The organism is Pseudogemmobacter bohemicus, assembly GCF_003290025.1.
GTDB classification, from domain to species: domain Bacteria; phylum Pseudomonadota; class Alphaproteobacteria; order Rhodobacterales; family Rhodobacteraceae; genus Pseudogemmobacter; species Pseudogemmobacter bohemicus.
Genome location: NZ_QNHG01000002.1, coordinates 76,851 through 89,559, shown reverse-complemented (window position 1 = coordinate 89,559; position 12,709 = coordinate 76,851). Strand labels below are relative to the sequence as shown.

Below are 12,709 nucleotides of genomic sequence, written 5' to 3'. Positions count from 1 at the left end.
ATGTCACTTGAGAAAACCCCCGTAACCGTCATCACCGGCTTCCTTGGCGCCGGGAAGACCACGCTGATCCGGCATCTGCTGCAAAACCCGGGCGGTCGGCGCCTGGCGGTTCTGGTCAATGAATTTGGCGATGTCGGCGTCGATGGCGACCTGATCCGCGATTGCGCGGATGCCAATTGCCCGGAAAGCGCGATCCTCGAGCTGACCAATGGCTGCATCTGCTGCACCGTCGCCGACGAGTTCATCCCCTCGATCGAAAAGCTGATGGCGATGGAGCCGCGCCCGGATCATATCGTGATCGAAACCTCGGGCCTCGCGCTGCCGAAACCGCTGCTGAAGGCGTTTGACTGGCCGGCCTTGCGTTCAAAGATCACCATTGACGGGGTGGTTGTGGTTGCCGATGCCGAGGCCGTGGCTGCGGGCCTTTTCGCGCCCGATCCGGCCCATCCCGGCGACGGCGAGGCCGATCACGAGACGCCCCTTTCCGAGGTGTTCGAGGATCAGATCGCCTGCGCCGATATCGTGCTTTTGTCCAAGGCCGATCTCGCCGGGGATGAGGGCATTGCCAAAGCAAAGGCGGTGATCGGGGCCGAGGCACCCCGCCCGCTGCCGATGCTGCCGCTGACCGAAGGCGTGATCGACGCCCGTGTGGTGCTGGGGATCGGCGCGGCGGCCGAGGATGACCTGGGCGCCCGTCCCTCGCATCACGATGGCGAGGACGATCACGACCATGACGATTTCGACACCATCGTCGTTGACCTGCCCGAGATCACCGATCCCGAGGCGCTGGCCGCCCGCGTGGCCGCGCTGGCCGCGTCGCAAAATATCCTGCGCGTCAAGGGCTATGTCGCGGTTCAGGGCAAGCCGCTGCGCCTGTTGATCCAGGCGGTCGGCCCGCGTGTGCGCCATCAGTTCGACCGCGCCTGGGGCAACAGCCCGCGCCGCTCGCAGCTGGTGGTGATTGCCGAACACGGCAATATCAACGCCGCCGAAGTCCGCGCGGCGCTTGGGGCATAAGGGGGGCCGATGCACGTCCTCTTCCGCGAAAGCCATGGTCTTGCCGAGACCGACACACCGCAGGATCTCGGGCAGACGCCCGCGGATCTGGTGGTGTTGTCGTTTTCCGACAGTGACCTCGGCGCTTTCGCGGCGGGGTGGCGACGGGGCAGAGACAGCCTGCCCACGCTGAGACTTGCGAACCTGTCGCGGCTGACGCATCCGCTGTCGGTCGATACCTGGATCGACCAGGCGCTGCCGGGGGTGAAGGGTATCCTGATCCGGCTGATCGGTGGGGTGAATTACTGGTCCTACGGCGTCGAACAAGTCTCTGAGCTTGCCAGATCGCGCGGAATTGCGCTGGCGCTGCTGCCCGCTGACGGACGCCCCGATCCGGGCCTTGATGCGGCATCGACGCTGCCGGTCGCCACGCTGCGCCGGCTGTCGGCGCTGTGTGAGGCTGGCGGCGCGGTTGCCGCCCAGGGCGCGCTGGCGCAACTGGCGCTGGCCGCCGGTCTTTATGCCGGTCCGGTCCCGGGGGCCAAATCGCTGCCGGCTTTCGGCTTCTGGCATCCCTCAGCCGGGGTGCTGCGCGCGGTGGCCGCAGGCGAGGCGCCGCTGATCCTGATCCCGTTCTACCGCGCCTGGGCCGCCGCCGGCGACACCGCCGCCATCGACGCGCTGATCCGCGCTTTCGAGGCAGATGGGCTCTGTGCTGCCGGTGTCTTCCTGCCCAGCCTGAAAGACCCTGCCGCCGCCGCCTGGCTGCGCGAGACCCTTCCCGGCCTTGCGCCGGCGGCGCTTGTCAATGCCACCGCCTTTTCCGCCCGCGCCAGTCACGGCTCGCCGCTTGACTCTGCCGGTGTGCCGGTCTTCCAGGTCATCCACGCCACCTCGACCCGCGCGGCCTGGGAGGCCGCCGGGCGCGGCCTTTCCCCCGCCGATCTCGCCATGCATGTGGCGCTGCCCGAGGTCGATGGCCGCATCACCGCCGGCGTGATCTCGTTCAAGGACGAGGCGCCACGCGATCCCGATCTGCAATTTGCCCGCACCAGCCACGCGCCCGACCCCGGGCGGATCGGGGCCGTGGTGGCGAAGGTGATGGCCTGGCTCCGGCTGGCCTCCGAGCCGCCCGCCCGGCGCCGCATCGCCATGGTTCTCTCGACCTATCCCGGCAAATCCTGGCGCATGGCGCATGCGGTCGGTCTTGACGTGCTGGCCTCTGCCGGGGCGATGGCCGAAGATCTCACCGCCGCCGGTTTCTCCATCAGCCAGGGCGCCCCCCTTGATCAGGTGCTGCAGACAGAGACTCTCTCCTGGCCACTGGGCGCCTATCGCGCGGCCCTGGCCTCGCTGCCTGAAACCCTGAAAACCGCCCTCACAGAGACACATGGCCGCCCGGAAGACGATCCGCTGATCCGGGCGGGCGCCTTCGCCTTTCCGGCCACAAGGCGCGGTAATCTGCTGATCGCCCTGCAGCCTGAGCGCAGCCGTCGCCCCGACCGTGACAGCGAATACCATGATACGTCGCGCGTCCCTTCGCATGCCTATGTGGCCTTCTATCTCTGGCTCAGGGCGCAATCCGATGTGCTTCTCCATATTGGTGCCCATGGCACGCTCGAATGGTTGCCGGGCAAGGCGGTGGCGCTTTCCGACGCCTGCTGGCCCGAAGCGCTGATCGCGCCGCTCCCCGTCCTCTACCCTTTCATCGTCAATGACCCTGGCGAGGCCGCCCAGGCCCGCCGCCGCATCGGCGCGGTGACGCTTGGCCATCTCACGCCGCCCTTGTCCGATGCCGCGATGCCGCCGGCGCTGGCCCGACTGGAACGGCTGCTCGACGAATATTCCACCGCCGATGGTCTCGACCCGGCCCGCCGCGACCGCCTGATCGCCGCCATCCGGCAAGAGGCCCGCGCCGCCCATGTCGAACAGGATCTCGACATCCCCGAGGAGGCCTCGCCCGCCGAAGCCATCCCCAGGATCGACCGTTTCGTCTGCGACCTGAAAGAAAGCCAGTTCGGTGAAGGCCTGCACATCTGGGCCAGAGGAACGCCCGCTGGAACCCCGTTTCATCTGTCGGAAAATATCCCGGGGTTCCTGGGACAGAGCCCCAGGCGGCCAGCCACAGGCGATCCCGCCTCTCTGACCTCCGAACGCGACAATCTCATCGCCGCGCTGAACGGCCAGCCGGTTCCGCCTGGCCCCTCCGGCTCACCCTGGCGGGGCCGGGCCGATGTGCTGCCCACCGGGCGCAATCTCTACGGAACCGATCCGCGCGCGGTGCCGTCCCGCGCCGCCCATGCCCAGGGTATCAGGCTTGCCGAAGAGCTCATCCGCCGCCATCTCCAGGATCATGGCGATTACCCGCGTGGGCTGATCCTCAACCTCTGGGGCTCGGCCACCATGCGCACGGCGGGCGAGGAATTTGCCATGGCGCTCCACCTCGCCGGGCTGGAGCCGATATGGGACGAAGGTTCTGATCGCGTCACCGGTTTCGGCATCGTGCCGCTGACCCTGATGGATCGCCCCCGGATCGAGGTCTCGATCCGCGCTTCCGGCCTGTTCAGAGACGTTTTCCCAGATCTCGCCCGGCTGTTCGATGCCGGTTGCGAGGCCCTGGCCGAGCGCGACGAGGCCGCCGATATGAACCCCTATACCACCGCGCTGCGCGGCGCCCGGGTCTTTGCCCCGGCGCCGGGCAGCTATGGGCTGGGCATAAGGGACAGCGATTACAGCGACAGCGCCCGCCAGGCTGCGGGCGAGGCCTGGCTTGCCGCTTCGGATCATTCCGCCGAAGGTCTGCCTGCCCGCGATCTGCTTGAGGCAAGGCTGCGCGGCGCGGATGCCTTTATCCACGCCCAGGACATGCCGGAAACCGATCTGCTGCTCGCGATGGATTATGCCAGCCATGAGGGCGGCTTCGCCGCCGCGATGGCGCGGCTGGGTGCGGCAGAACCGGCGCTTTACCACCTTGACGCCACCCGCCCCGACCAGCCCCGCGCCCGCGCCCTGACCGAAGAAATCGCCCGTGTCACCCGCGCCCGCGCCGCCAGCCCGGTCTGGCTGGCCTCAATGACCCGGCACGGGTTCCGGGGGGCCGCCGAGATCGCCGCCACGCTGGAGCATCTCGCGGCCTTTGCCCATCTCGCCCGCGTGGTGCCCTCGCATCTTTTCGACCTCTACCGCGATGCGACGCTGGACGATCCCGCCATCCGCGCCTTTCTGGAAAGCGCCAACCCCGATGCCCTGGCCGCGATGGAGGATTGTTTCAGCGCGCTGGCGGCGGCGGGCCTGTGGCAAAGCCGCTCCAATTCCCGTGCCGCAAGGCTCTCTCCGGAGGGCGCGGCATGAGCGGCAGGGTGCAGGACCAGATCAGCGGCCAGATCAAGGGCTGGTGTCCCGGCGCGCTCCGGCCGATGGTTTCGGGCGATGGGCTGGTGGTGCGCATCCGCCCCCATGCCGGCCGGCTTGGCGCGGCGCAGGCGCGGGCGCTGGCCGATCTGGCCGGGACCCATGGCAACGGGCTGATCGACCTTGGATCGCGCGCCCATCTGCAGCTGCGCGGCGTGACAGAGGCCGGGCTGCCGGCGCTGCATCAGTCTCTGTTACAGCTGGATCTGCTTGATTCCAGCGCCGAGGCCGAGGCACGGCGCAATATCCTGACCACACCGCTGCATCGCGATGGCGATGAGACCCTCGCGCTGGTCGCGGCCCTGGAAGAGGCTCTGCGCGAGGCGCCGCCCTTGCCCGCGAAATTCGGCTTTGCAGTGGATACCGGCGCGCGGGCGATCCTTGGGTCTGCCTCGGCCGATCTCCGGATCGAGCGCGCCGCCAGCGGGCTGATTCTGCGCGCCGAAGGAATGGTGCGGGGTGAGCCTGTCACCGCCGCCACCGCCATTCCGCGCCTGATGGAGATCCTCGGCTGGTTCCTTGCGCAGGGCAGCGCGACCCGGATGGCCCGGCTGACCGCCACGCCGCCGCTGGCCGCGACCGAAGCACCGCTGAGCGGTCCCGCGCTGTCGCCGGGGATGACCGGGGCCGGGCTCTGCCTCGCGCTGCCCTTTGGCCAGTTGCAGGCCGATATGTTGCGGGCGCTGGCCATTGCGCCTTTGCGGCTGACGCCCTGGCGTTCGGTTATCCTTGAAGGGGTTGGCGCGGCGCCGGTCCAGGGCCTGATCGAGACGGCGGATGATCCGTTGTTGCGCGTCGCGGCCTGTACCGGCGCGCCGGGATGCCTGTCGGCTGCGGCGCCGGTGCGGGATCTGGCCCGCGCGCTGGCGCCGCTGGTGCCGCGCGGGCGGCATCTGCATGTCTCGGGCTGCGCCAAGGGCTGCGCCCATCCCGGAGCGGCCCGTCTGACCCTGACCGCCGGCGTGGGCGGCTTCGATCTGATCGAGAATGGCCCGGCCTCTGCCACCCCCGTTCTGCGCGGGCTTTCCCCCGATGATATTCCGGCAATTTTGCGAGGCCGCCTTGACCCACAGCTATGAAACCGACGGCGCGAAGATCTATCTCGCCTCTTTCGCGACGATCCGCGCCGAGGCGGAGCTTGCGCGTTTTACCCCCGAGGAAGAGGTGGTTGCCGTCCGCATGATCCATGCCAGCGGCATGGTCGAACTCGCGCCGCATATCCGTTTTGCTCCGGATTTTGCGGTGGCGGCGCGGGCAGCGCTGGAGGCCGGTGCGCCGATCCTGTGCGACGCGAAGATGGTCAGTGAAGGGATCACCCGCGCACGACTGCCGGCGAAGAACGCGGTGATCTGCACGCTGCAGGATCCTTCGGTGCCGGGGCTGGCGGCACAGATCGGCAATACCCGCTCGGCTGCGGCGGTGGAGCTGTGGCGGCCACATCTCGCTGGCGCCGTGGTGGCGATCGGCAATGCGCCGACCGCGCTTTTCCACCTTCTGAATCTGCTGCAAGACCCGGATTTCCCGCGCCCCGCGGCGATCATTGGCTGTCCGGTCGGTTTCATCGGCGCGGCGGAATCAAAAGAGGCTCTGGCGCAGGACAATCCGCTGCCCTGGTGTGTGGTGGATGGGCGCCTCGGCGGTTCGGCGATCACGGTGGCGGCGGTCAACGCGCTGGCCAGCCGCAAGGAGTGAGCATGGCGAGGGTAATCTGCATCGGCCTAGGGCCGGGTGATCCGGAGCTGATGAGCGTCAAAGCGCATCGGCTGCTGACCTCGGCGCGGATCGTGGCCTATTTCCGCAAGCCCGGGCGTGAGGGACAGGCGCGGCGGATGGTCGAGGGGCTGCTGGCCCCGGATGCCGAGGAATGGCCGATGGAATATCCGGTGACGACCGAGATTCCGGTGCATGATCCCGGCTATAACGCCGCGCTGGCGCCGTTTTACGACGGCTGGGCGGCACGACTGGCGGCTGCCGGGCAGGATGTCGTGGTGCTGTGTGAGGGGGATCCTTTCCTCTACGGCTCGTTCATGCATCTGCAGTCGCGGCTGCCGGAGGGCATGGTCGAGGTGGTGCCGGGTATTCCCGGCATGGTCGGCTGCTGGCATGCGACCGGTCAGCCGGTGACCTGGGGCGATGATGTGCTGACGGTGCTGCCTGCGACGCTTCCCGAGGCGGAACTGGCGCGGCGGGTGGCGGATACCGATGCGCTGGTGGTGATGAAGATTGGCCGCAATCTTTCCAAGCTGCGGCGGGTGCTGGATGCGGCGGGGCGCTTGCCCGATGCCTGGCTGGTGGAACATGGCACCATGCCGGCGGAACGGGTACGGCTGCTGGCGGAAGTTGGCGATGAGGCGCCCTATTTCTCGATTGCGATCATTCATGGGAAAGGGCGGCGACCGTGAGTGATGTGGACAGGGGGGGCCAGCCCCCCGTCGCCGGAGGCGACTCCCCCCGGAGTATTTCTGCCAAGAGGAAAGGATGGGTCGTTGTGGCCGGTCTCGGGCCCGGGGCAGAAGCGATGGTGACGCCGGAAGTGGTGGCGGCTCTGGCTGAGGCCACGGATGTGATCGGCTATATCCCCTATGTGGCGCGGGTGGCGGATCGCGACGGGCTGGTGAAGCACCCGACCGATAACCGGGTCGAGCTGGACCGGGCGCGTCACGCCTTTGACCTGGCGGCGACGGGGCGGCGCGTTGTCGTGGTGTCGTCGGGCGATCCGGGGGTTTTCGCCATGGCATCGGCTTTGTTCGAGGCGATGGAGGCGGGGCCGGAGGTCTGGCGCGAGACGGATGTGCGGATCCTGCCGGGGATCACCGCCATGCTGGCGGCGGCGGCGGCGGCGGGGGCTCCGCTGGGCCATGATTTCTGTGCGATCAACCTTTCGGATAACCTTAAGCCGTTTGAGCTGGTCGAAAAGCGGCTGCGCCTGGCGGTAGAGGGCGATTTCGCCATGGGGTTTTACAACCCGCGTTCGAAATCGCGACCGGGGCGGTTCGAGCGGGTGATTGAAGTGCTGCGCGAGGGCTGTGAGCCGGGGCGGCTGGTGGTGCTGGCCCGCGCGGTCTCGACCTCTGAGCAGGAGTTGCGGGTGGTGGAATTGCGCGATCTGGAGCCAGAGATGGTCGATATGCGGACCATGGTTCTGGTCGGCTCATCGCTGACGCGGCGGGTCGGGCGCTTTGTCTATACGCCGAGGTCGGCATGAAGCCGGGCGAGGATTTCCGCCGGGTCGGAGACGGTGTCAGCGGGCGGCAAGGCGGGGCGGTCGATCAGCCAGACCGGCAGGCCCAGTTGCCGCGCCGCGTCAAGTTTGGCGCGCGCTCCGCAGCCGCCGGCGTTTTTGGCGATGATCAGATCGCTCCGGTGGCTGCGCAGCAGCGCGAGGTCGGAGGCGAGGTCAAAGGGGCCGCGCGCGATTTCCAGCGTCACCTGAGGCAGAGGCAAATCCCCCGGCGGATCGACGAGGCGCAGAAGATAATCATGCTGCGGCTGGCTGGCGAAATTCGCGAGATGCAGGCGGCCGATGGCGAGGAAGATCCGGCGCGACGGTCCGCCAAGCCGCGCCACCGCAGCGGCGAGGTCTGGCAGGCTGGTCCAGTCATCGCCCGGGCCGGGTGTCCAGGCCGGGCGCATCAGGCGCAAGAGTGGGATCCCGGTCAGCGCCGCTGCCGCATGGGCGTTCCGGCTCATCTGCGCGGCAAAAGGATGGGTCGCGTCGATCAGATGGGTGACCCGATGCGCCCTGATCCAGTCGGCAAGGCCTTCGCCGCCGCCAAAGCCTCCGGTTCTGACCGGCACCGGCTGGGCGCGTGGGCTTTCCACCCGGCCGGCATAAGAGAGCGTGGCGCCGATCCCGCGATCCGCGACCAGTCGGGCAAGCTGGCTTGCCTCGGTGGTGCCGCCAAGGATGAGAAGGGTCGGGTTCATGGCTGAATGGCTTTCGATCATCGGTATTGGCGAAGATGGCGCGGCGGGGCTGTCGGATGCAAGCCGTCAGGCGCTGGCGGCGGCCAATGTCGTCTTTGGCGGCCCGCGTCACCTGGCGATGATCGGGCATCCCGACAAGCGGCCCTGGCCGGTGCCTTTTACCCCGGCGCCGGTGCTGGCCCTGCGCGGGCAAAGGGTGGCGGTGCTGGCCTCGGGTGATCCGTTCTGGTTCGGCGCGGGCGGCAGCCTGGCGCGTGACCTGATGCCGGGGGAATGGCGGGCCTGGCCCGCGCCTCCGGTCTTTTCGCTGGTGGCGGCGCGCAAGGGCTGGCGGCTGGAGGAGACCACCTGTCTGGGTCTTCACGCCGCACCTTTGTCGCGGCTTGCTCCGCATCTGGCGCCTGGCCAGCGGCTGATCGTGACGCTGCGCGATGGCCAGGCTCCGGCAGCGCTGGCGGAATTCCTGCAGGAATGTGGCTTTTCCGCAAGCCTGGTGACGCTTTTCGAACATCTGGGCGGGCCGCAGGAGCGGGTGCGCGAAACCACAGCCGCAGCCTTCGCAGCGGAGAAGCCGGCCGATCTGGTGGTTGCGGCGATTGAGATCCGGGGGGCTGGCCGGGCGGCGACGCTGGCCTCGGGCCGGGCGGATGACCTGTTCGACCACGATGGCCAGATCACCAAACGCCCGATCCGGGCGCTGGCTTTGTCAGCGCTGGCGCCGCGCGCCGGGGAACTTCTGTGGGATATCGGCGCGGGTTCGGGCTCTGTCGGGATCGAATGGCTGCTGTCCCATGCTGCGATGCGGGCGATCGGCGTCGAATTCGACCCGACCCGGGCGGCGCGGGCGCGGGGGAATGCCACGCGGCTGGGCGTCGACCGGCTGGAAATACGCGAGGGGCGGGCGCTGGAACTGCTGCCCTTGCTGCCGCGCCCCGATGCGGTTTTCATCGGCGGCGGCGCGGATGACAATCTGTTGAACGCGCTCTGGGCCTGCCTGCCGCAGGGCGTTCGGCTGGTCGCGCATGGCGTGACACTGGAAACCGAGGCGCTGCTGGCGGCCTGGCATGGGGCGAAAGGCGGCCAGTTGTTCCGATTCGAGCTGGCCGAGGCCGCCCCGCTGGGCCGCAGGCGGGGCTGGAAATCCAGCTACCCGGTCGTGCAATGGAGTGTGACGCGATGATGCCCTCCCGCATTGCCGGTATCGGCTTTCGCGAGACCGCCCAGGTCGAATCGATCCTTGATGCGCTTGAACGGGCCGGAGCGGGCGACCTGCGCCATATCGCGCTGCCGGCGGTCAAGGCGCGCCACCATGCGGCGATGCAGCTGTCGCGGCTGGGCTATCAGCTGCACCCGGTTTCCGCCGCCGCGCTGGCCGCGCCCGCCACCCTGACCGACAGCGCCGCCTCGCGCGCGGCGCATGGCACGGGCTCGGTTTCCGAGGCCTGCGCCCTCGCAGCGCTTGGCCCGGGCGCCTCGCTCGCCGCACCGCGTGAGATTTCCGCCGATGGCAGGGCCACCGCTGCCATCGCCCAAAAAGACCCGTCCCCCCCAGAAGACCTGTCGCAAGGAGCCGCGCCATGACCGTCCATTTCATCGGCGCCGGCCCCGGTGCGCCCGATCTTCTGACGCTGCGCGGGCGGGATCTGATCGCGGCCTCGCCGGTCTGTCTTTACGCCGGCTCGCTGATCCCCGAGGCAGTGCTGGCCCATTGCCCGCCCGGCGCGAAAATCATCAACACCGCGCCACTGGATCTGGATGCGATCATCGCCGAGATCCGCACCGCATATCAGGCCGGGCTTGATGTGGCACGGCTGCATTCCGGCGATCTTTCGGTCTGGTCGGCGATGGGCGAGCAGATCCGCCGGCTGAAGGCCGAAGGGATCCCCTTTGACGTGACGCCCGGCGTGCCCTCTTTCGCCGCCGCCGCCGCGACCCTCGGGATGGAGCTGACGCTGCCGGGCCTTGCGCAGAGCCTTGTCCTGACCCGCACCCCGGGCCGTGCCTCGGCGATGCCAGAGCGTGAGACGCTGGCCGCTTTCGCGGCGACCGGCGCGACGCTGGCCATCCACCTCTCGATCCACCGGCTGGAGGAGACGGCGGCGGAGCTTATCCCGTATTACGGCGCTGATTGTCCGGTGGCGGTGGTCTGGCGTGCCTCATGGCCCGATGAGCGGGTGCTGCGCGGCACGCTGGCGACCATCGCCGGGCTGGTCGGCGACACAATGGAGCGCACTGCGCTGATCCTGGTCGGCCCGTCTCTGGGGCAGGAGGGGTTCATCGAATCCAGTCTCTATTCCACCGATTATGACCGCCGTTTCCGCGCGGGCCGGGCTGATGCGGTGAAATCGTGACGGGTTATAAAACACCAGGCCTGATCATTTCCGCCCCGCGTTCGGGCGCGGGCAAGACGACGGTGATGCTGGGGCTGCTCAGGGCCTTGCGCGATGATGGCATCGCGGTGCAGCCCTATAAATGCGGGCCTGACTATATCGACCCGGCCTTTCACCTGGCGGCCTCGGGGAGGGCGTCGTTCAACCTCGACAGCTGGGCGATGGCGCCGGATCTCATGGCCGCGCAGCTGGCGCGGGGGGGCGGGATGGCGCTGGCCGAGGGCTCGATGGGGCTGTTCGATGGCGTGGCGTTCAGGGGCGAGACCGGCACCGGCGCCAGCGCCGATATCGCGGCGCTGACCGGCTGGCCGGTGATCATTGTGCTGGATGTCTCGGGTGCTGCGCAGACGGTGGCGGCCATGGCTGCGGGGATGGCGGCTTACCGCAAGGATGTGAGGGTCGCGGGGGTGATCCTGAATCGCGTCGCCTCGCCCCGGCATGAGCGGCTCTGCCGGCTGGGCATGGAGGCGGTTGGCCTGCCGGTTTTCGGCGCGCTGCCCCGGCGTGGCGACCTGACCCTGCCCGAGCGGCATCTGGGCCTTGTCCAGGCCGTTGAACACCCCGATCTGGAACGCGCCATCAGTGACTATGCCGGCTTTTTGCGCGCCCATACCGATCTTGACGCGCTGAAGGCGGCGGCGGCGGGCGGGATGGTCCTGAACCCCGGCAAGGCCCCGAAACCACCCGGCCAGCGCATCGCACTCGCCCGGGACGAGGCGTTTTCCTTCACCTATCCGCATTTGCTGGACGCCTGGCACAAGGCCGGGGCCGAGGTGCTCCCGTTCTCGCCGCTGGCCGATCAGCCGCCCCCCGGGGCCGATCTCTGCTGGCTGCCCGGCGGCTATCCCGAACTGCATGCGGGCAGGCTGGCATCGGCCAGCCGCTTCCTGTCCGGACTGCGCGATTTCGCGGCGACAAAGCCCGTCCATGGCGAATGCGGCGGTTATATGGTGCTGGGTGAGGCGCTGGTCGATGCCGCAGGCACAAGGCATCAGATGGCAGGGCTGCTGGGCCTCGTGACCTCCTACGAGAAGCGCAGGATGCATCTGGGCTACCGGCTGGCCGAGCTTGCCGCGCCGATCCCGGGCCACCAGGCCGGCGCGCGTCTGCGCGGCCATGAGTTCCACTATTCCACCATCCTCGCCCAGCCCGATGCTGCCCTGGCCCGCGTCGGGGATGCCGAAGGCGCGCCGGTTCCCGAGACCGGATCGCGCAAAGGCCAGGTCACCGGCACCTTCTTCCATCTGATCGGAGCAGCCACATGAGCGATTTCGTCAGCTTCGTCTCTTCCGGCCCCGGCGATCCCGATCTGCTGACCGTCCGCGCCGTCAAACGGCTGCAAGAGGCCGAGGTGGTGCTTTATGATGACCTCTCCGCCGGGCCGATCCTTGATCTGGCACCGCCCGATGCCGATCTGATTTCGGTGGGGAAACGCGCCGGGCGGGCCTCGCCCAGACAGGATCATGTCAGCCGGCTGCTGGTGGATCACGCGCGATCCGGGCTGAAGGTCGTGCGGCTGAAATCCGGCGATTCCGGCATGTTCGGCAGGCTTGAGGAGGAGATCACCGCGCTGCGCGAGGCGGGTATCGGCTATGAGATCGTGCCCGGCGTCACCGCGCCCTCGGCCGCTGCTGCGGCGGCAGGGATCCCGCTGACGCGGCGGGTGAATGCGCGGCGTGTGCAATTCGTGACCGGCCATGATGTGACAGGTGCCCTGCCCGAAAGCCTGAACTGGGCGGCGCTGGCAGACCCGCAGGCCATCACCTCGGTCTTTATGGCGCGGGCAACCTTCCCGCAGCTGGCGGCAAAGCTGATCGCCGCCGGATTGCCGCCCGGGACACCCGCGCTGATGGCGCAAGGCGTCTCTACGCCGGCACAATCCTTCCGCCGTGACACGGTTCAGGGCCTCGCCGCGCATCTGGAAGGCGCCGCCCCCGATCCGGCACCGACGCTCATCCTTTACGGCGCGCTGGCTTCCTGACCGG

General features: G+C 68.7%; 12 protein-coding genes. 11 read left to right on the top strand and 1 reads right to left on the bottom strand.

Annotated elements, in window-relative coordinates; all coding sequences use genetic code 11:
* From cobW to cobJ, 6 genes are all read left to right on the top strand, one after another.
* Positions 1 to 1,017 (top strand): cobalamin biosynthesis protein CobW, encoded by a 1,017-nt coding sequence (gene cobW / locus DRF71_RS08440; protein ID WP_112310149.1) that lies wholly within the window; start codon positions 1 to 3, stop codon positions 1,015 to 1,017.
* A gap of 9 nt (positions 1,018 to 1,026) precedes the next feature.
* Positions 1,027 to 4,347, top strand: coding sequence for a cobaltochelatase subunit CobN (gene cobN / locus DRF71_RS08435; RefSeq protein ID WP_112310148.1), 3,321 nt, complete (start codon positions 1,027 to 1,029; stop codon positions 4,345 to 4,347).
* A complete protein-coding gene (locus DRF71_RS08430) occupies positions 4,344 to 5,486 on the top strand; it encodes a hypothetical protein (RefSeq protein WP_112310147.1) in 1,143 nt (380 codons plus the stop codon). The genes cobN and DRF71_RS08430 overlap by 4 nt, the downstream gene beginning before the upstream one ends.
* Positions 5,470 to 6,099 carry a precorrin-8X methylmutase gene (locus DRF71_RS08425; RefSeq protein WP_112310146.1) on the top strand — a complete coding sequence of 210 codons (630 nt, stop codon included), beginning with the start codon at positions 5,470 to 5,472 and terminating at the stop codon, positions 6,097 to 6,099. Before DRF71_RS08430 ends, DRF71_RS08425 begins: the two co-directional genes overlap by 17 nt.
* A gap of 2 nt (positions 6,100 to 6,101) precedes the next feature.
* Positions 6,102 to 6,809, top strand: coding sequence for a precorrin-2 C(20)-methyltransferase (gene cobI, locus DRF71_RS08420; RefSeq protein WP_112310145.1), 708 nt, complete (start codon positions 6,102 to 6,104; stop codon positions 6,807 to 6,809).
* Between the two features lie 86 nt (positions 6,810 to 6,895).
* Positions 6,896 to 7,612, top strand: a complete 717-nt coding sequence (cobJ, locus tag DRF71_RS08415) for a precorrin-3B C(17)-methyltransferase (protein WP_269814354.1) — start codon at positions 6,896 to 6,898, stop codon at positions 7,610 to 7,612.
* On the opposite strand, the gene DRF71_RS08410 is transcribed toward cobJ, so the two are convergent.
* Positions 7,591 to 8,334 (bottom strand): cobalt-precorrin-6A reductase, encoded by a 744-nt coding sequence (locus DRF71_RS08410; protein ID WP_112310144.1) that lies wholly within the window; start codon positions 8,332 to 8,334, stop codon positions 7,591 to 7,593. The genes cobJ and DRF71_RS08410 overlap by 22 nt on opposite strands.
* On the opposite strand from DRF71_RS08410, the gene cbiE reads away from it, so the two are divergent.
* Genes cbiE through cobA form a run of 5 tightly spaced genes read left to right on the top strand, consistent with a single transcriptional unit; the run spans position 8,333 to position 12,705 of the window.
* Positions 8,333 to 9,514: a precorrin-6y C5,15-methyltransferase (decarboxylating) subunit CbiE gene (gene cbiE / locus DRF71_RS08405; protein WP_112310143.1), complete on the top strand. Its 1,182-nt coding sequence runs from the start codon at positions 8,333 to 8,335 to the stop codon at positions 9,512 to 9,514. The genes DRF71_RS08410 and cbiE overlap by 2 nt on opposite strands.
* The gene (locus DRF71_RS08400) at positions 9,511 to 9,915 is read left to right on the top strand and encodes a cobalamin biosynthesis protein (protein ID WP_232831392.1); all 405 of its coding nucleotides are present in this window, start codon (positions 9,511 to 9,513) and stop codon (positions 9,913 to 9,915) included. Before cbiE ends, DRF71_RS08400 begins: the two co-directional genes overlap by 4 nt.
* A complete protein-coding gene (cobM, locus tag DRF71_RS08395) occupies positions 9,912 to 10,685 on the top strand; it encodes a precorrin-4 C(11)-methyltransferase (protein WP_112310142.1) in 774 nt (257 codons plus the stop codon). The genes DRF71_RS08400 and cobM overlap by 4 nt, the downstream gene beginning before the upstream one ends.
* The gene (locus DRF71_RS08390) at positions 10,682 to 11,989 is read left to right on the top strand and encodes a cobyrinate a,c-diamide synthase (protein ID WP_269814352.1); all 1,308 of its coding nucleotides are present in this window, start codon (positions 10,682 to 10,684) and stop codon (positions 11,987 to 11,989) included. Before cobM ends, DRF71_RS08390 begins: the two co-directional genes overlap by 4 nt.
* Positions 11,986 to 12,705, top strand: coding sequence for a uroporphyrinogen-III C-methyltransferase (gene cobA / locus DRF71_RS08385; protein ID WP_112310140.1), 720 nt, complete (start codon positions 11,986 to 11,988; stop codon positions 12,703 to 12,705). The genes DRF71_RS08390 and cobA overlap by 4 nt, the downstream gene beginning before the upstream one ends.
* Positions 12,706 to 12,709: the final 4 nt, after the last annotated feature.